At 62.2% G+C, this 21509-nt stretch carries 26 protein-coding genes, 1 pseudogene and 1 riboswitch; of the genes and pseudogenes, 20 read left to right on the forward strand and 7 right to left on the reverse strand.

Features of this window, described 5'->3' with window-relative positions; all coding sequences use genetic code 11:
- Positions 1 to 132: 132 nt before the first annotated feature.
- The 3 genes and pseudogenes from AC56QP_RS00090 (at position 133) to crcB (ending at position 2572) form a co-directional block, all read left to right on the forward strand.
- On the forward strand, positions 133 to 1476 hold the full coding sequence (locus AC56QP_RS00090; protein ID WP_489861397.1) for a transposase: 1344 nt from the start codon (positions 133 to 135) through the stop codon (positions 1474 to 1476).
- 166 nt (positions 1477 to 1642) lie between these two features.
- Positions 1643 to 2013, forward strand: a pseudogene (locus AC56QP_RS00095) (hypothetical protein); the annotation flags it as partial.
- Positions 2006 to 2067: riboswitch (Fluoride riboswitch) on the forward strand. It overlaps the preceding pseudogene by 8 nt.
- A gap of 73 nt (positions 2068 to 2140) precedes the next feature.
- Positions 2141 to 2572 (forward strand): fluoride efflux transporter CrcB, encoded by a 432-nt coding sequence (gene crcB / locus AC56QP_RS00100; RefSeq protein WP_489861396.1) that lies wholly within the window; start codon positions 2141 to 2143, stop codon positions 2570 to 2572.
- Positions 2573 to 2699: 127 nt separating this feature from the next.
- Here crcB and AC56QP_RS00105 read toward each other — a convergent pair whose 3' ends face one another.
- A complete protein-coding gene (locus tag AC56QP_RS00105; RefSeq protein ID WP_489861395.1) occupies positions 2700 to 3266 on the reverse strand; it encodes a Chromate resistance protein ChrB in 567 nt (188 codons plus the stop codon).
- Positions 3267 to 3317: 51 nt separating this feature from the next.
- Between AC56QP_RS00105 and AC56QP_RS00110 the strand changes: the two genes are divergently transcribed.
- From AC56QP_RS00110 to AC56QP_RS00140, 7 genes are read left to right on the forward strand one after another with little or no spacing between them, the layout of a single operon-like run.
- The gene (locus AC56QP_RS00110; RefSeq protein WP_489861394.1) at positions 3318 to 3554 is read left to right on the forward strand and encodes a hypothetical protein; all 237 of its coding nucleotides are present in this window, start codon (positions 3318 to 3320) and stop codon (positions 3552 to 3554) included.
- A gap of 14 nt (positions 3555 to 3568) precedes the next feature.
- Positions 3569 to 4189 (forward strand): tyrosine-protein phosphatase, encoded by a 621-nt coding sequence (locus tag AC56QP_RS00115; RefSeq protein WP_489861393.1) that lies wholly within the window; start codon positions 3569 to 3571, stop codon positions 4187 to 4189.
- Entirely contained in the window at positions 4173 to 4949 is a 777-nt protein-coding gene (locus tag AC56QP_RS00120; RefSeq protein ID WP_489861392.1) for a phosphatase PAP2 family protein, read from the forward strand. Before AC56QP_RS00115 ends, AC56QP_RS00120 begins: the two co-directional genes overlap by 17 nt.
- The gene (locus tag AC56QP_RS00125) at positions 4946 to 5695 is read left to right on the forward strand and encodes a COG4280 domain-containing protein (RefSeq protein ID WP_489861391.1); all 750 of its coding nucleotides are present in this window, start codon (positions 4946 to 4948) and stop codon (positions 5693 to 5695) included. The genes AC56QP_RS00120 and AC56QP_RS00125 overlap by 4 nt, the downstream gene beginning before the upstream one ends.
- Complete coding sequence (locus AC56QP_RS00130; protein WP_489861390.1) at positions 5692 to 5895, forward strand: hypothetical protein; 204 nt, start codon at positions 5692 to 5694, stop codon at positions 5893 to 5895. The genes AC56QP_RS00125 and AC56QP_RS00130 overlap by 4 nt, the downstream gene beginning before the upstream one ends.
- Positions 5892 to 6494, forward strand: coding sequence for a cation efflux transmembrane domain-containing protein (locus AC56QP_RS00135; protein WP_489861389.1), 603 nt, complete (start codon positions 5892 to 5894; stop codon positions 6492 to 6494). The genes AC56QP_RS00130 and AC56QP_RS00135 overlap by 4 nt, the downstream gene beginning before the upstream one ends.
- A 9-nt stretch (positions 6495 to 6503) precedes the next feature.
- Entirely contained in the window at positions 6504 to 7763 is a 1260-nt protein-coding gene (locus AC56QP_RS00140) for an arsenic transporter (protein WP_489861388.1), read from the forward strand.
- A 39-nt stretch (positions 7764 to 7802) separates the two neighbouring features.
- On the opposite strand, the gene AC56QP_RS00145 is transcribed toward AC56QP_RS00140, so the two are convergent.
- The 4 genes from AC56QP_RS00145 to AC56QP_RS00160 form a co-directional block, all read right to left on the reverse strand.
- A complete protein-coding gene (locus AC56QP_RS00145) occupies positions 7803 to 8846 on the reverse strand; it encodes an ABC transporter ATP-binding protein (protein ID WP_489861387.1) in 1044 nt (347 codons plus the stop codon).
- Positions 8843 to 10672 (reverse strand): ABC transporter permease, encoded by a 1830-nt coding sequence (locus AC56QP_RS00150; protein WP_489861386.1) that lies wholly within the window; start codon positions 10670 to 10672, stop codon positions 8843 to 8845. Before AC56QP_RS00150 ends, AC56QP_RS00145 begins: the two co-directional genes overlap by 4 nt.
- 16 nt (positions 10673 to 10688) lie before the next feature.
- Positions 10689 to 11693, reverse strand: a complete 1005-nt coding sequence (locus tag AC56QP_RS00155) for an ABC transporter substrate-binding protein (protein WP_489861385.1) — start codon at positions 11691 to 11693, stop codon at positions 10689 to 10691.
- A gap of 75 nt (positions 11694 to 11768) precedes the next feature.
- Positions 11769 to 12692, reverse strand: a complete 924-nt coding sequence (locus AC56QP_RS00160; protein ID WP_489861384.1) for a MurR/RpiR family transcriptional regulator — start codon at positions 12690 to 12692, stop codon at positions 11769 to 11771.
- 293 nt (positions 12693 to 12985) lie between these two features.
- On the opposite strand from AC56QP_RS00160, the gene AC56QP_RS00165 reads away from it, so the two are divergent.
- Together AC56QP_RS00165 and AC56QP_RS00170 are read left to right on the forward strand one after the other, a co-directional pair.
- On the forward strand, positions 12986 to 13276 hold the full coding sequence (locus tag AC56QP_RS00165) for a ribbon-helix-helix domain-containing protein (protein ID WP_489861383.1): 291 nt from the start codon (positions 12986 to 12988) through the stop codon (positions 13274 to 13276).
- Positions 13263 to 13580 carry a type II toxin-antitoxin system RelE/ParE family toxin gene (locus AC56QP_RS00170; protein WP_489861382.1) on the forward strand — a complete coding sequence of 106 codons (318 nt, stop codon included), beginning with the start codon at positions 13263 to 13265 and terminating at the stop codon, positions 13578 to 13580. The genes AC56QP_RS00165 and AC56QP_RS00170 overlap by 14 nt, the downstream gene beginning before the upstream one ends.
- 653 nt (positions 13581 to 14233) lie before the next feature.
- On the opposite strand, the gene AC56QP_RS00175 is transcribed toward AC56QP_RS00170, so the two are convergent.
- Positions 14234 to 15277, reverse strand: a complete 1044-nt coding sequence (locus tag AC56QP_RS00175; protein WP_489859762.1) for an IS110 family RNA-guided transposase — start codon at positions 15275 to 15277, stop codon at positions 14234 to 14236.
- A gap of 211 nt (positions 15278 to 15488) precedes the next feature.
- On the opposite strand from AC56QP_RS00175, the gene AC56QP_RS00180 reads away from it, so the two are divergent.
- The 6 genes from AC56QP_RS00180 (at position 15489) to AC56QP_RS00205 (ending at position 19453) form a co-directional block, all read left to right on the forward strand.
- On the forward strand, positions 15489 to 15656 hold the full coding sequence (locus tag AC56QP_RS00180) for a hypothetical protein (RefSeq protein WP_489861381.1): 168 nt from the start codon (positions 15489 to 15491) through the stop codon (positions 15654 to 15656).
- Positions 15657 to 15835: 179 nt separating this feature from the next.
- The gene (locus tag AC56QP_RS00185) at positions 15836 to 16231 is read left to right on the forward strand and encodes a hypothetical protein (protein WP_489861380.1); all 396 of its coding nucleotides are present in this window, start codon (positions 15836 to 15838) and stop codon (positions 16229 to 16231) included.
- Between the two features lie 582 nt (positions 16232 to 16813).
- Positions 16814 to 17806, forward strand: a complete 993-nt coding sequence (locus AC56QP_RS00190) for a LysR family transcriptional regulator (RefSeq protein WP_489861379.1) — start codon at positions 16814 to 16816, stop codon at positions 17804 to 17806.
- Between the two features lie 329 nt (positions 17807 to 18135).
- On the forward strand, positions 18136 to 18597 hold the full coding sequence (locus tag AC56QP_RS00195) for an Hsp20 family protein (RefSeq protein ID WP_489861378.1): 462 nt from the start codon (positions 18136 to 18138) through the stop codon (positions 18595 to 18597).
- Between the two features lie 96 nt (positions 18598 to 18693).
- A complete protein-coding gene (locus AC56QP_RS00200) occupies positions 18694 to 19212 on the forward strand; it encodes a hypothetical protein (RefSeq protein WP_497100871.1) in 519 nt (172 codons plus the stop codon).
- Between the two features lie 28 nt (positions 19213 to 19240).
- Entirely contained in the window at positions 19241 to 19453 is a 213-nt protein-coding gene (locus AC56QP_RS00205; protein WP_489861376.1) for a hypothetical protein, read from the forward strand.
- A gap of 14 nt (positions 19454 to 19467) precedes the next feature.
- Here AC56QP_RS00205 and AC56QP_RS00210 read toward each other — a convergent pair whose 3' ends face one another.
- Positions 19468 to 19644, reverse strand: a complete 177-nt coding sequence (locus tag AC56QP_RS00210; RefSeq protein ID WP_489861375.1) for a hypothetical protein — start codon at positions 19642 to 19644, stop codon at positions 19468 to 19470.
- Between the two features lie 365 nt (positions 19645 to 20009).
- On the opposite strand from AC56QP_RS00210, the gene AC56QP_RS00215 reads away from it, so the two are divergent.
- Complete coding sequence (locus AC56QP_RS00215; RefSeq protein ID WP_489861374.1) at positions 20010 to 20312, forward strand: hypothetical protein; 303 nt, start codon at positions 20010 to 20012, stop codon at positions 20310 to 20312.
- Between the two features lie 71 nt (positions 20313 to 20383).
- Positions 20384 to 21394, forward strand: a complete 1011-nt coding sequence (locus AC56QP_RS00220; RefSeq protein ID WP_337122089.1) for a sensor histidine kinase — start codon at positions 20384 to 20386, stop codon at positions 21392 to 21394.
- Positions 21395 to 21509: the final 115 nt, after the last annotated feature.

The following is a 21509-nucleotide window of genomic DNA, read 5'->3' on the forward strand; positions in this document are numbered from 1 at the left end:
GCATCGTCCCGAGTTTGTTCCGATGCTGATCGCTGGTGTACGGAAAACGGGCGAGACTGTTGAAAAACTCGGCTTGAATGGCCGCCCAACACGTGATTCCATCTCTCTGCTGAGCGCTGGAGATGATTTGTCATGATGGGCAGGCTCGATCTTCAAGAACAACTCTTCTACGAGTTTCGGCTTGATGAGCACGTACCTGCCGGTCACCTACTCAGACGCATCGATGCGACGCTTAATCTAAGCTTTGTGCATGAGCACCTCGCCGCAAGCTACAGCCACACTGGCAGGCCTTCGATCGATCCCGAGTTGATGCTACGAATGCTCCTCGTGGGTTATCTCTACGGCATTCGGTCAGAGCGGAGGCTTTGCGAGGACGTTCATCTCAACTTGGCGTTCCGATGGTTCTGCAAGCTCGGCCTCAACGGAGCCGTGCCGGACCACTCAACGTTCAGCAAAAACCGCTATGGACGCTTTCGCCAAGGGGATCTGTTTCGAAAGTTATTCGAGGAGATCGTCGGTAATTGTGCCACGGCTGGGTTGGTCTCAGGCACGGATACTGCAGTCGATGCCAGCTTCATCGAGGCGGATGCGAGCTGGGAGAAGAAACTTCCTGGTGACGCCAATGCGACCGCCTGGTCCGACGGTGGCACGATCTCGCGGCCAGTGCATGAGTATCTAGCCGCGCTCGACGCAGCGCTGCCGCAGGCCCCAGATGAGCGTGAACCTTCGACGCCGAAACATATATCGCAGATTGATCCGCAAGCTGGCTGGTCAAACAAGCATGGACGTGGCCGTTTCGGGTATTCAACCAACTACTACATCGACACTGAGTCGAGCGTCATTCTTGACATCGAGGCCAGTCCGGCTCGCTTCGCTGCGGAGGTGAACACCACCAAGATAATGGTGGTTCGGACGCGCGAGCGTCTCGGACTGACGCCTGAACGGCTGGCAGCTGACAAGGCTTACGGCAGCGCCGGTCTTCTGAGCTGGCTTTTAGAGCAGGGTATCGAACCGCATATCCCGGTGATTGAACGCCAACACCAGACCGCCGGCAAACTGACCCGCGACGCTTTCTCCTATGACAGGCAGAGCGACAGCTTTACCTGTCCTGAAGGTCGGCAATTGACCTATCGGGGAAGGGACATCGGCGCGCGCGCCAATGTCTATTTCGCTCGCCCGTCCGACTGCGGCGCCTGTCGCTCAAAGCTGGATTGCACAGACGGATCAGCGCGACGAATTACACGATCTTTCGACGAGGATGCGCGTGATCAGGTACGAGCGTTGCGCGACACACCTAGCTATGCCCGCTCACGGCGACTGCGCAAGAGGATCGAGCGGCTCTTTGGCCACCTCAAGCGCAACATCGCGTTTCGACGATTGAGGCTACGAGGCCTGAGCGGGGCAAAAGAAGAATTCCTTCTCGCCGCAGCGGTTCAGAACCTCCAACTGTTGGCAAGACGACCAGCCGCTGCCTGAAGTGGACCGGTTCGGCAGACATGGCGCCAACCTATGCTCCAGTGCCCTGCGGTCGTTCCGGCTAGTTATTCAACAGTCTCGGGCGTATTCCGAAACTGACGTTGTATCGTCAAGTGCGAGCCACTCGTGTCGGACAGTCCGCTTTCCCCTTGCTCCTCTAGCGGCTATTCGGATTGCCACGGGCGGCGGCACGGACGTGGCCCTGGAAACCGCTGACGCGGCGGTGCTGCACGGCCGGGTTGGTGATGTTGCCGCGATGATCTCACTCTCCAAGGCCACCATGGGCACCATCAGGCTGAACATCACTATGGCCCTCAGGCTCAAGGCGGTGTTCCTAGTCACTACCGTTCTGGGGCTGACCGGCCGGTGGCCCGCAATCATGGTGGATACGGGGGCGCGACCGTGCTAGTTACGGCGAACGCCATGCGGCTTGCGCTGGAAGGGCACTGCTTAGTGGCCATCCAAGCACGGGCAATAGGAAAGGGGCGGCCTCACGAGGCTTGTGACCACCCTGCACGCGGGTTACCATCCAGCTGATGGGAATGGAGTTCTCCCGAAACCGCCCTTAAGGCTGATGACTCCTACCGCGACAAATCGCGGTGGGAATCCGCCCAGATCCCCGCCGCACGGCGGGCTGTAGCTCGCCTCAACAAGAGGATCGAGCATGTCTTTTACGAATTGCCTTGTGGTCATGGCCGGGGGTGCGATCGGCACCCTGGCGCGCTATCTGGTGTCCGTCATGGCGCTGCCCATCAGCGGCCAGCTGCCTTGGGGCACCATCATCATCAACGTCACCGGCTCGCTGCTGATCGGGTTTTTCGGCACGCTTACCTTGGCCAACGGGCGGTTTCCGGTGTCCGAACCGCTGCGCTTGTTCGTGATGATAGGCGTCTGCGGCGGCTACACGACGTTTTCATCGTTCAGCCTGCAGACCCTCGACCTGATCCGCGCCGGCGGCGCGACTCGGGCGGCCTTAAACATCGGCCTGTCGGTGGCGTTGTGCATTGGCGCGGTGGCGATCGGCCACCTGATTGCATCCCGCCTCAATGGCGGCGCTATGCAGATTGCGCAAATCAACCTGGAAGAAGAAGCTTAAACTCGCCCGGCTGGCGGCAGCATTCGCTTTGCCTATATGATGCCGGGCGTGGCGGCGGGAGCGCGCGGAAGGCCCTCCCTGCGCACCATCCCCAAGATGGCCCGCCGTCACGCCGGCCAAGGGGCTGTTAGTCGGCTTTCGAGGAAGGCGCTGCCGCGTTTTCTTCTTGGGCGGCGAATACATTGTGGGCGTAGGCGTCCAGAATGCCCTCGCACTTGGTGAGCCAGTCCTGCGCCACCTGGGCGAGGGGTGCGGCGTAAAAATCGTTCTTGCCGATCTTGGCGAACCAGGTCTTGAACTTGGCGGATTCCTGCTCGTTTTCCTCAAGCTCTGCGTAGGTGAAGTGCTTCACCCGTGTCTCTTCGGCGATCTCCTTTTCAAACGCCTCGCACTTGCTGATCAGCTCCTTGTATTCCTCGTCGCGGTCGGCGTTGAAGCGCCGCACGATCTTATCCTCTTCCCTCGGGTCGAGCCCGGCGGTGGTCATCAGCACCGCCTCGCCGTCCATTTCGGCGATTTCGTTCTCCAGCACCTTCAGGCGGCGCAGGTGGTCGTCGGACTTCGGCAGCAGGCACACACCTCCCTGCATGTAGACCGCGCCCATGCCCTTGAGCTTGCGCCACACCGCAATGCGTTTGCGCGCCGGCTCCGGCGGAACCTTATAGGTCAATAACAGCCATTCGAGTGTTTTCATGGAACTCCTTGCATGTTACCATCGTTACATTGAAAATCAACGGACCTTATGATGAGACCGGGACTTCCACACATTCTCAGGCTACCCTTGCCCGCGTCGGCCCTCGATGACCAGCCCCTTTGGGACGGCATCGGGACCACGCCCCGGCGTATCGTTCTTGGAATCGGCGCGATCGTCGCCGCAACCTTTCTCTTTGTCCGCGAGGTTGATCTCGCGGCCTGTCCCGGCGGCAATTGGGTGCTGGGGGTCGGTATCTTCTTCGTGCTGGCTCGCACGCTTCCCCATTGAAAGTGCGCTCCACCATGACACCGCCTCTTCGCAAGCCCAAACCCCTCTGGCGTCGTGCGGCTAAGACCCTGGTTGGCGCCGCCATCGGGGTAGCCGCCGGGATGGCCTTATGGGCGGGCTACCTCCAGCTCACCGGCAACATCCATGAGGTCGAACCGGGCGTGCTCTATCGCTCGGCCCAGCTCGCGCCGGAACGACTGGATTCCGTGATTCACGGGCGTCACATCCGTACCGTCCTCAACCTGCGCGGCGCGTTCCCCGGCACGCCCTGGTACGAGGCAGAAGCTGCCGCCGTCCGCGACGCCGGCGCGCAATACATCAGCCTGCCGATGTCGGCCAACACCCAGCCCGACGCCGCGCTGCTGGCGTCGCTCGTGCAGGCGCTGCGCACGGCGCCTCGCCCGATCCTCATCCATTGTAATTCTGGCGCCGACCGCACCGGGCTGGCCTCGGCCCTGTTCGAGCTGCTTGAAGAGGGCAAGCCAGCTGCCGAAGCTGATAACCAGCTGTCGTTCCGCTATGGGCATTTCCCGTGGCTCACCAGCCGCACCGGCGCCATGGATCGCACGTTTCAGCAGGTGGTCGAAACCAGCAAAGCCACCTTGAAAAGCTCTGCCGATGTCCAAGCGCAATAGTCTTTCGCGTCGTTTGCGCTCGATGCTGGCGCACCCGAGTGCCAGTGAGATTTGGCCCATAGCCGCCGTATTCCTGGCCGGGTGCCTGATCTTAGGCTTCGGCCTGCTCGCCGAAGAGGTTCTGGAAGGCGATACCTCCAAATTCGACATGACGGTGCTGATGGCCCTGCGCAGCGGCGGTAATCCCGCCGACCCCATCGGCCCGGCCTGGCTGGAAGAGGCAGGTCGCGATGTGACGGCACTCGGCAGCTTTACCTTCCTCGGCTTTGTGTTCGCGGCAACGGTCGGCTATCTGTTGCTGATCCGCAAGCGCGCCCTGGCGCTGCTTATGACTGTAGCGGTGCTTGGCGGTGTCGCCATCAGCACATTTCTCAAGATGGGCTTCGACCGGCCCCGACCGGACATTCCGCATGCCGCCCGCGTGTTTACCGCAAGTTTTCCGAGCGGCCATGCCACGCTATCGACGATCGTGTTTTTGACGCTGGGCGCTCTTCTGACGGGCGTCAACGCCGATCGGCGTGTCAAGTTCTACTTCGTCGCGCTTGCTGTGTTTCTGACCGTCATGGTCGGGCTGAGCCGCGTCTATCTGGGCGTGCACTACCCAACCGACGTGTTCGCCGGCTGGTCCGTCGGGGCGGCTTGGGCAATCCTGTGCTGGTCGGGCGCACATTGGCTCCAGCAGCGCGGCGCTCTGGAGCCAGCCGGGGCATACTCCATTCATTCAACGAACGACCAAAACAACAAAGAGGTTAAGTCATGATTTCGTGGGCAACGGCGGCGCCGGCCGTGACAGCGGCGTTCCTGGCCTCATTGGTGGAGGCCGTGGAAGCGCTGACCATTGTGCTGGCGGTCGGCACCGTGCGCGGCTGGCGGCCGGCCCTGACCGGCACCGGGGCTGGTCTGGCCTTGCTGGCACTGCTGGTGCTGGCTCTCGGGCCGCTGCTTGACCGGGTGCCACTGCACGCGCTGCAACTGGTCATCGGCATATTGCTGCTGCTCTTCGGCCTGCGCTGGTTGCGCAAGGCGATCCTGCGCTCGGCCGGCATCATCGCGCTGCATGACGAAACCAAGGCATTCGCCAAGGAAGAGGCCAGCCTTCGGGCGGCCGAAGGCCAGCACGCAACGCAACTCGACTGGATAGCAGGTATCACCGCGTTCAAGGCCGTGGTGCTGGAAGGGCTGGAAGTCGTGTTCATCGTCATCGCGGTGGGCGCGGGCAGGGGGCTGCTGGTTCCCGCTGCCCTGGGCGCTCTGGCCGCCTGCCTGGTCGTGCTGTTGCTCGGCATCATCATCCACCGACCACTGGCCCGCGTCCCCGAAAACCTGCTCAAGTTCGGCGTCGGCATCATGCTCTCGGCCTTCGGCGTGTTCTGGACCGGGGAGGGGCTCGGCGTTGACTGGCCGGGGCAGGATCTCGCCATCGTGGCGTTTGTCGCGGTGTTCCTGCTGGTCGGCCTGGTGACGGTCAGGTTGTCGGTGCGTAAGGCTGTGGAGGTCACGCCATGAACGTCGTTTCACTCATTCTGCGCGAGCTGTTCGGTCTGTTCGTCGACGACGAATTCCTGGCGCTGGCAGTTCTGGCGGTGGTCGCCATCTGCGGGCTGCTCGTCTGGCTCGCCGTGCCGCAGCTGCTGGTGGGCGGCCTGCTGCTGGTCGGATGTGTTGCCGTGGTCATGTCCAGCGCGCTGAAAGCCAGCCGGAAATGACCTCGCCGTCCACGACCACGGACGCGGACCTGCGCCGCATCGTCCTCATCGTCGCGCTGTCCAACCTCGGCTATTTCGGCATCGAGTTTGTCGTGGCGCTGGCGATCGGCTCGGTGTCGCTGTTCGCCGACAGCGTCGACTTCCTCGAAGATGCCTCGGTGAACCTGTTGATCGTGCTGGCGCTGGGCTGGTCGCTGCGCGCGCGGGCGCGCCTCGGCATGGCGCTGGCACTCATCCTACTGGTGCCGGGCCTGGCGACCCTCTGGACGGCCTGGGAAAAGTTCAACGTCCCAGTGCCGCCGCAACCGCTGGCATTGGGCCTGGCCGGCCTTGGCGCCCTCGCGGTCAACCTGTCCTGCGCCTACTTGCTCGCCGCCTACCGCCACCACAGCGGCAGCCTGACCAAGGCAGCCTTCCTGTCGGCGCGCAATGACGCGTTCGCCAACGTCGCCATCATCGCGGCGGGGTTGGTCACGGCATTCCTCTGGCGGACGGCCTGGCCGGATCTGCTGGTGGGGCTGGGGATTGCGGCGATGAACGCGGACGCGGCGCGGGAGGTCTGGACGGCGGCGCGGGAAGAGCACCAGGCCAGCGCGTAGGGCGCGGCCATGGTGATTTCGCAAGCTCACATCCTAACGTGGATCATCGCGGCGGTCGCCACCGCCGGCGTCATCCTGCGCCCGTTCCAATGGCCGGAATTCATCTGGGCCGTCGCCGGCGCCGTGCTGCTCGTCGCCATCGGCCTGCTGGCCCCGGCCGACGCGCTGGCCGGAATCGGCAAGGGCACCGATGTCTACCTGTTCCTCATTGGCATGATGCTGCTCGCCGAGGTCGCGCGCCAGGAGCACCTGTTTGACTGGCTCGCCGCCGTCGCCACGCGCCAAGCAAAAGGCTCCGCCACGAAGCTGTTCCTGCTGGTCTACGTGGTCGGCACAGTGGTCACGGTATTCCTCTCCAACGACGCCACCGCCGTGGTGCTGACCCCCGCGGTCGCCGCCGCCGTCAAGACCGCCAAGGCCGACCAGCCGCTACCCTATCTCCTGATCTGCGCGTTCATCGCCAATGCGGCCTCATTCGTGCTGCCAATCTCCAACCCCGCCAACCTCGTCATCTACGGCAACCACATGCCGCCGCTGCTCGAATGGCTGCCGCGCTACGGTCTGGCCTCGGTGGTCTCGATCGCCGCCACTTATGCCGTGCTCTATTGGACCCAGCGCCAGGCGCTCACTCAGGACATCACCGGCGACGTGTCGATCCCGAAACTCGCCGGCGCCGGAAAGACGGCGGCGATCGGCATCGCCGCCACGGCCGTCGTGCTGCTCGTCGCCTCGTCGTTCGGCGTCCAGCTCGGCCTTCCCACTGCCGCTGCCGGCATTGTCACGGCTGTGGTGGTCATGGTCCGTGAACGCAAAGCCCCTTGGGACACGGTGAAAGGCGTCTCGTGGGACGTCCTGCCGCTGGTCGCCGGCCTGTTCGTGCTGGTCGAGGCCCTCGACAAGACCGGCCTTGTCGGCCTGGTCAGCGGCGAGTTGCAGCAAGGCGCCGAACAGGCGGCCGGGTGGACGGCATGGGTCGCCGGCGTGGCGGTCGCCCTCGGCTGCAACCTGATGAACAATTTGCCGGCCGGGCTGATTGCTGGTCACGCGGTGCAGGCCGCCCACGTGCCGGACCAGGTCGTCCGCGCCGTGCTGATCGGTGTGGATCTCGGGCCCAACCTGTCGGTTACCGGCTCGCTGGCCACGATCCTGTGGCTCACCGCGCTCCGCCGCGAAGGCCTCACGGTAAGCGGCTGGACGTTCCTGAGGCTCGGCGTTCTGGTCATGCCGCCCGCCTTGCTCGGCGCAATTGCGGTAACGTGGATAATCTGAATTGCGAAGGGGGTGCCTTGGTCTTGGGTCTATATAGACCTATGCGACCAGCACCACACACCGGTCCGGTGGCAGCGAAAAGGCAAGCGAGGCCCCAACCGGCGGCGCTTCGGGCCAGTCGAGCCGCACGCGCTGCGGCCCCAGATCGACCGCCAGACGCCAGCATCGGCCTTGGAAGGCGCTCGATAGAACCTTACCTTGCAGGCGGTTGTCGGGATAGGCGTCGGCCGGGCGCGCGTCTTCGGGCCGAATGACCAGCATGCCGGCACCGGCACGGGCACCCGGCGTGCGCACTGTTTCGGCGTCGCTGTCGGCGATCTTGAAGCGTTCGTCACGGACCTGCCCGCGAACGATCGAAAAGCCGCCGATGAAGCTGGCCACGAAGGAATTGGCCGGCGTTTCGTATATTGCGCGCGGCGTATCGAACTGGACGATTTCGCCCGCCCGCATGATGGCGATGCGGTCGGAGACGGCCATCGCCTCCGCCTGGTCATGCGTTACATAGACAACGGTGATGGCCTCTCGGCGCACCAGATCCATCATCTCGATGCGCATGTCCTCGCGCAATGCCGCGTCGAGATTGCTGAGCGGCTCGTCGAACAGCATCAGCGCCGGGCGGGCGGCAAGGCAACGCGCTATGGCGACGCGCTGCTGCTGTCCGCCGGACAATTCCGTGGGATAGCGATCCCGGTAGGGGGAAAGACGGGTGACGTCGAGCGCGTGGTTCAGCCGCTGGGCGATGTCGTGATCCGAAAGCCGCTGCGCCTTGAGGCCGAAGGCCAGATTGTTGGCGACCGTCATGTGCGGCCACAGCGCATAGTCCTGGAAGACCATGCCGATCCGCCGCTTTTCAGCTGGTATGACCGACCTTTCGCTCCACACGACACGTCCGTCGAGCGTGATCAGTCCCTTTTCGGGCTCGACTAGCCCGGCAATAATGCGCAGAAGCGTGGTCTTGCCAGACCCGCTGGCGCCGAGCAGGGACACCACTTCGCCGGCGTCGATCTTGAGGTCAAGGTTGGTCAGAACAGCGCGCCCTCCGAGCGACTTGCAAATACCGGCGCAATGCAGGGAGGCGGTCATGACAGGCCCCCCGCTCTCGCGATCTGACTGCTGCCCGCATCGACATGGCCGGCACTTCGGCGCGGTTTGACGAACCGTTGAAGCGGGTACCAGACCAGTGCCGCGCCGATACCCGCGGCCGCCATGGCGACCAGCGCGATGGCGGATGCCAGGCCGTCCCGGTCATGGCTGAACAGTTTCAGGATAAGCGTCGGCGCTGGTGGGCCGCTTTGGGGAATGAGCATCTGCGAGATCGGCAGTTCGAACACGGTGCGGATGAACGTCAACAGGAAGGCCGTCACCACACTCAGCAGGATCAGCGGTAAGGTGATCGCCAGCAATCGCCGGATTGTCCCGACGCCATGCAGGCGCGCTGCGTCCGTCAGGCTCGGCGCCAGCTGGCCGATGGCCGAAAGGATCACCACCAGGCAATAGGGAAGGGCCGCCGCGACATAGCCCATGACCAGCAGCGAGCCATCGCCATAATGCGGAAACGGCCAGTCACGGAAACCCGGCAGGCGATTCCAGACGAGGATGTAGCCGAAGCCGAGCACGATGCCCGGTATCGCCACCGCGCCCAGCGACAGGCCGACGACCGCGGTGCGCAGGACCGGGCTCGCACGGTCGAGCTGTGCCGACAACAGCAGGGCAAGCGCGCTGGCGATGACCGCCGTCAGCCCGGCATAGCCGAGGCTGCGCAGCAGACCGTCATTGGCCGCCGTGTTCGGGCTAAGCGCGGCCACCACATTGACCGTGGTGACATTGCGCCAGATCAGGCCATGGCCCAGCGTTTGCGTCAGCGCGCGCGCCGCGATCGCGGCGAGCGGCAGGGCGAGCGCCAGGAAGGCAATGGCAAGCGCCGCCGCCATGGTGAGCCAGCGCCATGTGCCGAGATTGTAGAGCCGGGCCGGCCTGGCGCGGCCCGAAATCAGGCGCGGGTCGGCGCGGCGACGCAACAGTCGGTCCGCCACGACGACGAGTAGGACAAGACCGAGCAGGACGAGAGCCTGGGCACCGGCGGCGGGAAAGTCGACGGGATAATCGCTTGCGGCCGCGTAGATGCCATAGGTCAGGACACCGAAATTCGACATTCTGGCAATGGTCGAGGCAAGGCCGAAATCGGACAGCACCTCGGCGAAGGTGGCGATGAAACTCAAGGCGATGGCCGGCGCCAGCAAAGGACCATTGATACGCAGCCAGATCCTCAGCGGCCTGGCGCCGGAGAGCCGCGCTGCATCTTCCAACTCGCTGCCAAGCCCGGCCAGGGCGCTGCCGATGATGAAGGCCGCCAGCGGGAACAGGCTGAGGGTGTGGACAAACACCAGACCGGTCAGCCCGAAAAACGACGAGCCCAGCCGAGAAGGCAGCAAGCCAAACTGCGCCAGATAGCCGCCGGGCGACATCAGCAGCACCCAGGCGAGCGCTTTCAGATAGGATGGCGTCAGGAAAACCAGCCATGGCACCGTGGAAATCACGGTTCGCAGCGGAATGTCGCAGCGCTGGACGAGGACCGCGAAGGCGCCGCCCAAAGCCGTCGTGGTGAAGGCGACAAGGATGCCCAGTTCGAGCGAATGCAGAACCGATCCGGCGACATAGGATGAGTTGAAGACACGCGCCAGGGGCTCGAGGCTGAAACTGTTGCTGGCATTTTGCGCGGCGAACAGGCCAGGCATCACTGCCTGGACCAGCACCAGGGCAAGCGGCAATCCGATCAGCAGGGCAAACACGGCGTAGATGGCAAACGGTCCGCCGCAGCGAACGAGCGCAGGCAGGCCGCCTCGCGGCAGCTTTCCGGCGCCAACGCCGCGGGCAAAAGCCGCGGCGCCGGTATGCTGGAGGATCGTCATTGTTCAGCCAGCCGGATCACTGGACGAAATTGTCCTTGTACCATTGCTTCCACTCGGTTTCGTGGGCGGAAGCTACGGCGTCGTCGAGATGCGTGTAGGTGATGTTGGTTTCGCGGCCGGGCTTGGCGTTGATGCCCTTGATGATCGGGATGTAGAAGAAGTCCGTGTCGTCGCCGTTCTGCATAGCGGCCTGGCCCTCGGCGCTGGTGACGAAATCGATGAATTTCTGCGCCGTGTCCATGTGCTGGGTCTTGGCGCTGATGCCGAGGCCTTGCGGCAGCGATACCGACCCCTCGCTCGGATAGACCGCGACGACGGGTTCGCCGGCCGCGATCTTCGAAAAGATCGCGCTGTCCTGGTTGATGCCGACCGAGGCATCGCCGGTCAGCACGGCCTTGTTCACCTTGCCGCCGCTCGACAGGCCCGACAGCGTCTTGTTGGTTAACGTCTTGGCCAACAGGGCCTTGCCGGCATCGAGGCCGTTGGTCTGGAAAAAGCCAGCCAGCCACTGATAGGCCGGGCCCGACAGGTTGGGATCCTTGGCGGCGACACTGCCCGCGAAGGACTGAAGATCGGCCCAGGACTTGGGCATCTTGTCGGCCGGCACCTTCTTGGTATTGACCTCGATGGCCGTGGTGCTGGTGCCAGTCGGCAGGAAGGCATGGCTCTGCGGGATCAGCGACTTGCCGAGATCCGTGAACGCCACCTTGTCATAGGCGGCGGCGGGAACGGCCTGCAGCACATGGTCGGCCGCCATGCGCTCCATGACGGCGGAGCCATCGAGCCAGACGATGTCGAATTGCGGGTTGTCGCCTTCCGCGGCGATCTTGCCCAGCGTCTCGCCGGTGCTGCCGGGCTCGACGACGTCGACGGTGATCCCGGTCTTGGCCTGGAAGGCCTTGGCCACCGGGCCGGCGAAATCGAGCGCGTCGTAAAGCACCAGGTCGGATGCCGAAGCAGGCGCTGCCATGGAAAGCGCGCTCAAGCCTATTGCAAAGCAGAATGTTGTACGGATCTTCACCTTGTTCTCCTGTAAGATGGCCATGGGCACAGTAAAGCCCATCGTATCATGCGAATGTAACTTGAATGTTTTATGTCACTTATGGCCTTTTGTTTGGTTATGCTTATGGACACCCCGTTTTACCCACGCCTTGTCGATTGAACCGCGAACGGTGCTCAATCGTTCAAGGCTTTCAAAGGCGGCTTCGCTGTCTCGCTTCGCCAGCCCGATGATCATCGCCTCGATGAGAACGATCGTGCCGCCATGCATGGCCAGATGATCGGCCTTGCCGCGCGGAACCGGGAGCGTTTCCGCCACCTTGCCAGACACCAGCGGCCCCAGATTGTCGCTGATCAGCACGACGGGAACGTCAAGTTGCATGGCCTGGTCGAGGACGATCTCGACCTCGCGATAAAGCGGCGCGTAGGCCATCATCAGCACGGCATCGCCCTTGCCAAGCCACAGCAAGCGGTCGGCGAGCGCAATTCCCGAGACCGACAGGGCGCTGGTCGGCAGGCCGATCCGGTTGAATTGCAGGCTGGCATAGTCAGCCATGGCGCCTGACGGGCCGATGCCGAAGACATGGCGGCGACTGGCTCGCGCCAGAATGTCGACGCTGCGCTCGAAGGCAGCAGCCATCTCCGGACGCTTGAGTACGTCGAGGACGCTCTCATGGAGGTCGATCACGTGCCGTAATGCCCCGGCGCCGTCGTCGCCGGTCTCCTTCAAGGTACGCGCCAGGCGCTTGCCGGGGGATGGCGTGCCGGTGAGATCCGACAGCAGCATCTGGCGGAGTGCGGAGAGACTTTCAAAACCAAGCGAACGTGCCGTCCGAACCACAGTGGCGTCGCTGGTGCCGGCCAGCTGGGCGATCTCGGCCGCCGAGCCCAGAAGCACCGACTGCTTCTGAGCGACGAAGAACCGCGCCATACGCTGCTCGGCCGGCGGCAGGCTTTCGAGCGCCGCCTGGACTCGTGTATCGAAGGCAACCAGCGTCTCCGCTGGGGTATCGTGTGTCATGGTGGGTGTTGTCCGGTTCGCTGGTAGTGTCTGCTACCGGGCAAACTATCCGAAATGTCTGTTACACGATTGTGACAGTCAGACAAAAGGAATCGGACTGGCTCGGCCAGCCCGATTCTTTGGTTTCGCGAGGCTATTTGGCCTGATGAATGCTCGAAAGGACCCCGCTAGACCTGTTTGGCCGCTGCTGGGTTGTGCCAAAATCCTAACCGCGACCCCACGCCGGCCGACATTTTGCTGGTGTCAGGTCGGAATTTATCCAACTCTATAAGGTATCAACGAAAGGCACTACCGTGCAAAACGCTGAAAAAGTCAGTGTCACCATGGCACGCGAGCAAATGCAGGCCATCCGCGAAAGCGTCGAGGCTGGCGAATTCGCCACCACCAGCGAAGCGATGCGGGATGCCGTACGCGTCTGGCAGCGCCAGCGGCTGGAAGATGCCGAACGCCTGGCAGCGATTCGTGCCCGCGTGCGCCGGTCGCTGGACGACCCACGGCCGAGCCTGACGGCTGACGAGGCGGAAGTGGAAATGGCCCACTTCATGGAGAACGAGCGCAAATCCGCCCGCCATGCGGCGCGTTAAAGTCACCTATCGGCCGGAAGCCATAGCCGACCTGCAAGAGATTTACCGCCGTATCGCCGATGCCAGCCAAAGCGATGCGGTGGCTTCGGGTTTTGTGCAGCGCATCATGGCGCGGTGCCGTAACATTGGCGATGTCCCCCATGGCGGCAGGCCGCGTGATGATCTGCAACCGGGCCTTCGCACCGTGCCGTTCGAGCGCACCGCCACAATCGCCTACCATATCGTAGCCACCGTGGAAGTGACCAACGTATTTTACGACGCCCGTGAGTTCGAGGCGCTATACCGTGGCACCACTGAAATCTGAGCTGGCGGTCGCCTTTCAATATGAATTTAACATAAGATATATTATCGGTTCCACGATAAGCTACTGATTGTAATACATAAAAGTCACTTCGCTCTTGCTTAGCGGACGGGCCGCCTTTCGGCACCACTACGGTCATTCGAACTGGCGGCGGACGACCACTCTGGCGCCATGCGGATGGCTCCAGGAAATCAGTCTTCGGTAGGCTTCGAGCCGAGGTTCGGCGTCGTGCGGGAGAAATGGCGCAGGCGGGTTCGGCAGATCGCTTGTAGTATATCGCTCGGCATTGTCCGTCCTTCAGTTCCAGGAACGAAGCACCACCCCCGCGATCCATTGCGCTGATCCTTGGTCCAGCCGACGGCCTGACGCCATCAACCCGCATATGTGGAACGGCCCGCGGTGCAAGGATGCTTTTCAGTCGATTTCACCACATGAGGACGGTGCGGTCATATGTCCGGCCTTTCTGCGCGGCACATGACCGCTGGCCTCGATGAAGTCCGCGAAACAGGTGGCTGGATCAAGGGGGCGCGCTTTTGTGCGCGTCACGGGTTTCGGCCTGTCCTGTTTCGGGATTTAGTCCCGTGGGTTCATCGTCTGCTTTTGCACCTCGCTTCTGCCGGCCCTTGCCGGTCAGCTCGTATGGGCGGTCCGGATCCTTAAGCGGGGATCTCGTTCGCCCTTGTTTCCATTGGGTTGCGGTATACTCCACCTCTGGTCAACAAAGCCCAGATGATCCGCGCCGTCTTGTTGGCCAGCGCAACTGCCACGACCTTGAAAGGGCGTCTGCCAAGCAAGTCCTTCAGCCACGGCCGCGCCTTGTCGTCAGTTCGCACATGGCGAAGGACGGATGCGGCCCCAGTCACAAGCAGCGATCGCAATTCTGAATTGCCCATCTTGGAAATGCGCCCCAGGCGATCCTTGCCGCCGCTCGAATGGGCCTTTGGTGTCAGGCCTATCCAGGCAGCAAAGTGCCGAGCCGATTTGAATCCGCCGGGATCAGGAACGAGCGCTTTGATGGCCATGGCAATAATGGCCCCCACGCCGGGGATGGTAGCGAGCCGACGCATATCCGAGTCTTGCCTGGCTTGAACAACGATCTCACGTTCAAGTCTATCGATCCGCGCTGCAAGAAGCTCAATCTGGTCGACCATCTCTGTGAGAGCAAATCGCGCAGCCGGCGGCAAGCGGCTATCAGCCCCATCCCGGATGATGACGGCCAATGCCTTGACGTTGGCAATCCCGATTGGAGCGATGATGCCCAACTCGCCCATATGAGCGCGCAGGGCGTTGATCGTCTGAGTTCTCTGACGGACGAGCAATGCACGCGTCTTGAGCACCATCACGGCTGCCTGCTGCTCAGCCGTCTTGACCGGGACGAACCGCATGGTCTTTCGCGTTACGGCCTCGCTGATGGCCTCCGCATCGGCGGCATCTGTCTTCCCGCGTTTGACGAACGGCTTCACGTATTGAGGTGGTAGCAGTTTGACGTTGTGACCGAAGACCGCGATCTCTCGCGCCCAGTAATGCGCACTCGCGCATGCTTCCATCCCAACCAGGCACGGTGGCAATTTCTCGAAAAAGCGCAAAACCTCGGCGCGGCGTAGCTTCCGGTTGAACAGCGGCGCGCCGTCAGCGTCGGCGCCATGAACCTGAAAAACCTGTTTGGCCAAGTCCAGCCCGATAGTGGTAACATCTTTCACGGAACGGTCCCTCCTTGTGGCGTTTGCAACAACGACCACGTTAGCACTTTGATGCTGTCGGAGCGGGCCGTTCCACCTCATCAAGGGGTCGGACTACGCGAAGCGTGCCGCCGCTCCGGCTTCGCCTTCGCGGTGATTGCGGCCATCGGCCGAACACACCGGGCGCCTGTCAGCGGGGGAGGGTCCTCCGCTTCAAACAGGAGCCGGATCGATGTCCCTCACCGACGCACATGCCTTCGCCTTCAGCCTCGCCGCAACCCTCATGGTCGCCATCGTCATCTTTCGTGCTGGCGACGGCACCCTCTCGGTCGTGCCGGCGAACGAGTATGACGGCGACGACACCGCCATCGTCGGCGAAATCGATCCGTTCGCTCCATGACGGGGCGGGCATCGCGCCTGGCGATGCAAGAACACCGGCGGGTTTCGCCCGTGCTTTCCTATGCTACGCTGTGCACTGCGCCAGGTGGTGGTGGAAGGCGCAATCGCCAGAGCTATTCTCTCGGAGACACCACCATGATCATCCTCGGCATTCTCCTTTGAATCGCGGCCATCGGCATCTTGTGCTGGTTGCTGTTCACGCTTGCTATCGTCGCCCTTCCGTTGTTCGTCGGCGTCAGCGCAAGTACATGGGCATTCAACACCGGTGCCGGCTGGCTTGGCGCGATCCTTGTCGGCATCCTCGCAGCCGGGTTGACGCTCGGCGACGGCCAAATCCTCCTCGGCGTTGTCAGTCCCATGTGGGCGAAGCTGGCGATCGCGCTGGTCTTCGTCGCGCCTGCGATCGTTGCCGGCTACCATGCCAGCCATGGCATCGCGAAGCTCGTGATGCCTTCGGAAACCTGGCAGATCGTCTTTTCCGTCATTGGCGCGATCGCCGTCGGCGTCACGGCATATCTGCGGGTCGCGGGCATGGCCGCCGCCGACCATTCCGGTAGGGACATCGTTCAAGCTTAAACCCGCGAGAGCGAGGCGGGTGGATCAGAGCGATGAAGGCCTTAGCCTCCTCATCATCGGTGGTTGGAGCGATCGGGTTACACGCCAAGGATCGAGCAACGGCCACGTGCCGGCGCGACCTCGTCTGTGGACTTGAACTTTCTTCGGTCGATGCCGCATGGCAGGCCGACAAGTCGGTGGCAGGACGGCAGCGCGGCCGCTGGCTGCAGCGTTGGAGGTGCGTGGGGTTCCCGGCGCCTGGAATGCGTGGACGACGCCAGTGAACTCGTAGCGATCTGCTGGAGGCGCGTTGGACGCCAACGTCTCCGTTGCCAATCTGTCCCAAGAGCGCTCCAAACGGCCTCTTCAATGGGCTGATCTGGCCGAAGGACGGCTGAAGCCTCGACCGCCTAGGCCGCAACGGCGCGTCTCTACTTTCTTCCCCTGCCGGCTCCCGCCCCATGCCGCAAGCGCATGGGGACCCCGAGCGCCGCCATTCCTCGCGAGACAAGAAAGTCGTTCCTGCACCGTCCTCCGCGTTGCTCCGGTCGCAAGCGATGCGTCGTCGGTCGCCTCCGGCCAAGTGATCGCCATCGAGGCCGCATGGTGCGGGCTCGGGAACAGAAGACGGAGACTTACAATGGCTACCATCGGCACCTTCAAGAAGACCGCCTCGAACGAGTACACCGGCGAAATCGTCTGAAGCTCCGTCAACTGAAGGTCTTCCGAGAAGTTTTGCGGGCCGGTTCGACAAGGCGAGCGGCGGCAGCGCTCGGGATAAGCCAGCCGGCCGTCAGTCAACATGTGAAGCAACTCGAGACCACGCTCGGCATCACACTCTTCAAGAGATCAGCCAACCGCATCGTCCCCTTGCAGGAAGCCTGGGAACTCCTGCGAAACGTGGAACTTGCCTTGACGTCTCTGGATCGGCTGGAAGCGTCGATCTTCGCGATGAAAAACGACGAAAAGCAGCGGATTGCGATTGCCGCGCCTTCTGTTTTCGGTTTCGTGACCTTGCCCAAGGTCGTGGCGATTATCCACGCAAAGACCGCTTCGAATGTCCGCTCGATTTCGGGAAGCTACGAGCAGATCGGCGAGCACATCCTGGCAGGGCGGGCGGAACTCGGAATCTCGAGGTTGCCCTTGGATCCTAGTCTGTTTGAGTGGGCGCCGCTTGGGTCAGCTCGCAACGTATGCATCTTTCATCCCGACCACCGTTTCTCAAAACAGACCTGCATCGAGGCACAAGACCTGGCGGGTGAAACGATTGTCGATATCGATCCCCAGTTCGCCGCCCATCAAATGAACTTCAATGCCATGCGTTTCGCTGGCGTTGAGCCGAACATACTGGTGGAATTCGATTGCAACGGTCACGAAGCCGGATACGTTTCCGCTGGCCTCGGCATTTCAATCACCAATGAGATCATTGCGCGTGAATACGCGGCGTTTCACCTGGGAATAAAGCCAGTGGAACCATCCGCGCTGTATCATTACGTGGCGATTTGGCAGAAGGGCAGGACCTTTTCTAAAGCACTAAATGTGTCGCGCGAAGCGATCATCGCTGCCTTTTCCACGGAGCCACCTGCGATGGGTTGATAGGAATTTCTCAGGAAGCGCCTAAGGAAAACCGGGACATCCCGCCGCTTGACTATGACAGGATCTATCGCCTGAAGCCGGAAATTGGAAGCAATTCAACGGCATCTACAGCAGTATTCAATCACTCGAAGAAGCGGCGTTTTATCTCCTTGGCCGGTGCCATGTGTGAGAGCTTACAACGCCTCCCAAAATTTTTTCAGCGGACTCTTGAACCCATTTTGAGCCGCCCCTAACTCATTTGCCGTCGAGGCCGTACGGCTCGGCAAGATTGGCGGCGCCGCATGGTGCGGCGCTCCTTGTACCCATGTTGCTTCAAGGAGAATGTGGCTATGAGAACCTTTGACTCTCTGTATCGCACCACCGTTGGTTTCGACCGTCTGTTTGACATGCTCGACAGCGGCACCCGGACCGACTGGCCGCCCTACAACATCGAGAAGGTCGGCGAGAACGACTATCGCATCGCCATGGCGATTGCGGGGTTCAGCCCGGACGAGGTTGAACTGACCCAGCATGGCCCGGAGTTGGTTGTCGTGGGCCAAAAGGCCGATGACCAGAGCGGACGTCAGTTGCTCCACCAGGGGATCGCCTACCGCAGCTTCAGGCAGACGTTCAGACTGGCCGACCACATGAAGATCAAGGGGGCAACCCTTGAGAATGGTCTGCTCGCGATCGACATCGTCCGAGAGATTCCGGAGGAGCTGAAGCCGCGCCGCATTAGCATCGGGACCGGCGACACTAAGGTCAGCAAGCAGATCTCGCAGGACACAGAACGCGCGCGCAAAGCCGCCTGATCATCGTAACATCATCAAACTGCGGTCCGCCTCCCGGTTTCGGCCGGGAGGCCTAGATTGCGGAGAACGGAGAGGAACACCCAGAACCAGATTTCGATGAATACTTTACAACGCTTCCCACAAATGGAAGCGGTGTACCCGCTCAATGATCCTGAGCAGGTCATCCGCCATCCACGTCTCAGCCGTGGCGAGAAGCAGGCTCTGCTCGCCGCATGGGCATCCGACGCATATGCGGTGGAAAATCAGCCGACGCTACGCCGGCTGGACAATGGGATGCTTATTCCTGTCGAGCGCATTCTGAGCGCTTTGAAGGCTTTGGATGAGACGCCCGCAACGGGGGAAGGATTTTCGGCCCGCGTCCTGCCGTGGCGTTCTCTTCACGTCGTGGCGCGCCTTGGCGACGGCGCGACCGATTCTTCGGTCCCGATGACGATAACGACCCGCCTCCGTGCCCGGCATCAGCCGCGCCGCGTCCGCGGGCGCCAGGTGGAGTGGGCGCAATGGCCAACGTCGACCTCGCCTGTGCCTAAGTTTCCGTATACTCATTCATGCGGCTGCCCCGGGCGGGGCAGCCGATCCGCTGCCTCGCGGAAGAGGGCCGAGGTCACCGAATGAGATCGCTAAAACGGCAGCAGGAGAGGGGATGACAATTCCGAAGCGCACTTATCGTCTCCAGATCATGCTGAATTCCGAAGAACTCGCGGTTCTCGACGCGTGGCGCTTCGACAGAAGAATGCCGAGCCGTTCCGACGCGGTGCGGGAGTTGCTTCGACTTGGTCAAAATGCTTCTGGCCACGGCAGAGACCGCTCCGAGAAATCCGTGGATTATGGGGTTATCGATTCGGCGGTCGACTGAGTTCGCGATGGCGTCTAGCGCAGGCGCTGGCCATATATCAGGCGTGCTTCGCGCAGCAGCGAATTGCGATCAGTCCCGAGCATGTTGACGAGGTCACGAGCCTGCTCTTCGGAGATTCCGGTTTCCTTGGCCAGACTGATTGCCAGCCGATCACGCTCCGCCCTGCGGGCGTCGTCTTCGTCTTCGCCCATGGATTATCCCCGTTCCCTGGCTTCAAGCTGCAGACGGAACGGCGCGCCGCGCAATTCGTTCCAGCGATACTCACCGACCTCCGGTTGTGGAAGAAGGCCCTGCGCACCCCGCGTAATGGACCACGCCTTTGGGGATGGCTAAACCTCACGAAGCCGGGGGGCTAGCTACGTGCGCTCCCAAACGCAGGTGGGTAATGGCACAAAACTGTGCTACGGACCGCTTGCCTCCCCATCCGGGAGGTCCGAGACCGTGTAAAGCGCCGCCACGTGAGTGCATCGCAGAACACGATCCTATTTCCTGCGCTCATCAATCGCTTCCCATGCCACCCGTCCAAGGCGTGTTTGAAAGCGAAGAAGGTATTCACATGGACGAAACCAAAGCCAGTGCGCGAGAGCATTTTTTCGCGGCGATACGCACCCTTGCGGCGTCGTCTGACAGCATCCAGACCCGCCTGATCAACGCCACAGAAAGCATCCTGCAGGTCACCATCAACGAGTTCGAAAGGGACCGGGAACTCAAGATCAGGTTCGCCCGGATCCTCGACCTTCTGGCCGTCGATCAGGACGACCTGGAACGAACGGCGGTGGAAACAGCCGCCCATATGACGGATTTCGAAGCGGCCAAAGTTGCGGACCTGATCTGCGACTTTTTCATCGACCTTCATTGACCTGCGGTACGTAAGGCCAGTGTTTCAACCATCGAACCCGTCCTGCTCTTCCGAGATTCTTGCGAGTCGCAATGACAACCACCGCTGAACATCTAAAGCCGCTTCTTTGGGAACCCAAGAACCTCATCCGGGCTGTCGAGGCCGCAGGCGTGACCCTCTGGTCCTGGAATGTCGACACCGATGCGCTGGCGATGGATGACCGGGCTTATGACCTGTGGGGCATTCCGCGCACCAAAGACGTCAAGTTCGAGGACCTGTCCGCACACATCCATCCGGCCGACCGCGATCGGGTGCGTGCCGCCTTCAACGCCACCCGGTCGATCGTCGGCCCCTATGAGATTGATTTCAGGATCATGATCGGCGACGAGCTCAAGTGGATCTCCGCCCGGGGCCAGGGCGACGACGAAGGAATGGTCCAGCGGCTGATGTTCGGCATTTTCATTGATGTGACCGGCCGTAAGCAGGCCGAGGAGGGCCGTGAGCTTCTCGCCGGCGAGATGAGCCACCGCGTCAAGAACCTGCTCACCATCGCCTCCGGTCTTACGGCCATCACGTCCCGTTCCACGACGACGACCAACGACATGGCGCGCGAGCTCACCCAGCGGCTGACGGCCTTGGGGCGCGCCCATGATCTGGTACGGCCGGTGCCCGGCCAGACCAAGGCCGCCTCAGCGCTGCTAGGCGACCTGCTCACGGTCCTACTGGCCCCTTATGACGACCTGGGGGCATTTAGCGGGCGCATCCGGGTGTCGGTGCCGCGGATGAGCGTCGGTGAATCCTCGGCAACCATCCTTGCGCTTATCATCCATGAACTTGCCACCAATTCTCTCAAATATGGTGCCCTGTCGGCCGAGACGGGGACGCTGGATGTTTCCTGCTCGGCGCAGGACGAAAAGGTGACCATCGTTTGGACAGAAAGTGGGGGCCCGCTCGTCGAGACACCTTCGGCTGCGCCCGGCTACGGCAGCAGGCTGGTTGAGCGCAGCGTCACGGGACACCTGCGTGGTTCGATCGACTACGATTGGTCAAAACAGGGCTTAATCGTCACGCTGAGCGTCCAGCCGGAGCGCCTCGCGCAATAGCCGGTTCACTTGCCGTAGCGTCCTCCGTGAATTTACTGGACCCTTGGCGTTACGGGCGCTAAAGCGAGCTGACAGGAGGCTTGGCCCAATGGACCCCAAGAGGCTCGACCATAAG

The sequence above is a fragment of the Mesorhizobium sp. RCAM 05104 genome (assembly GCF_059683645.1).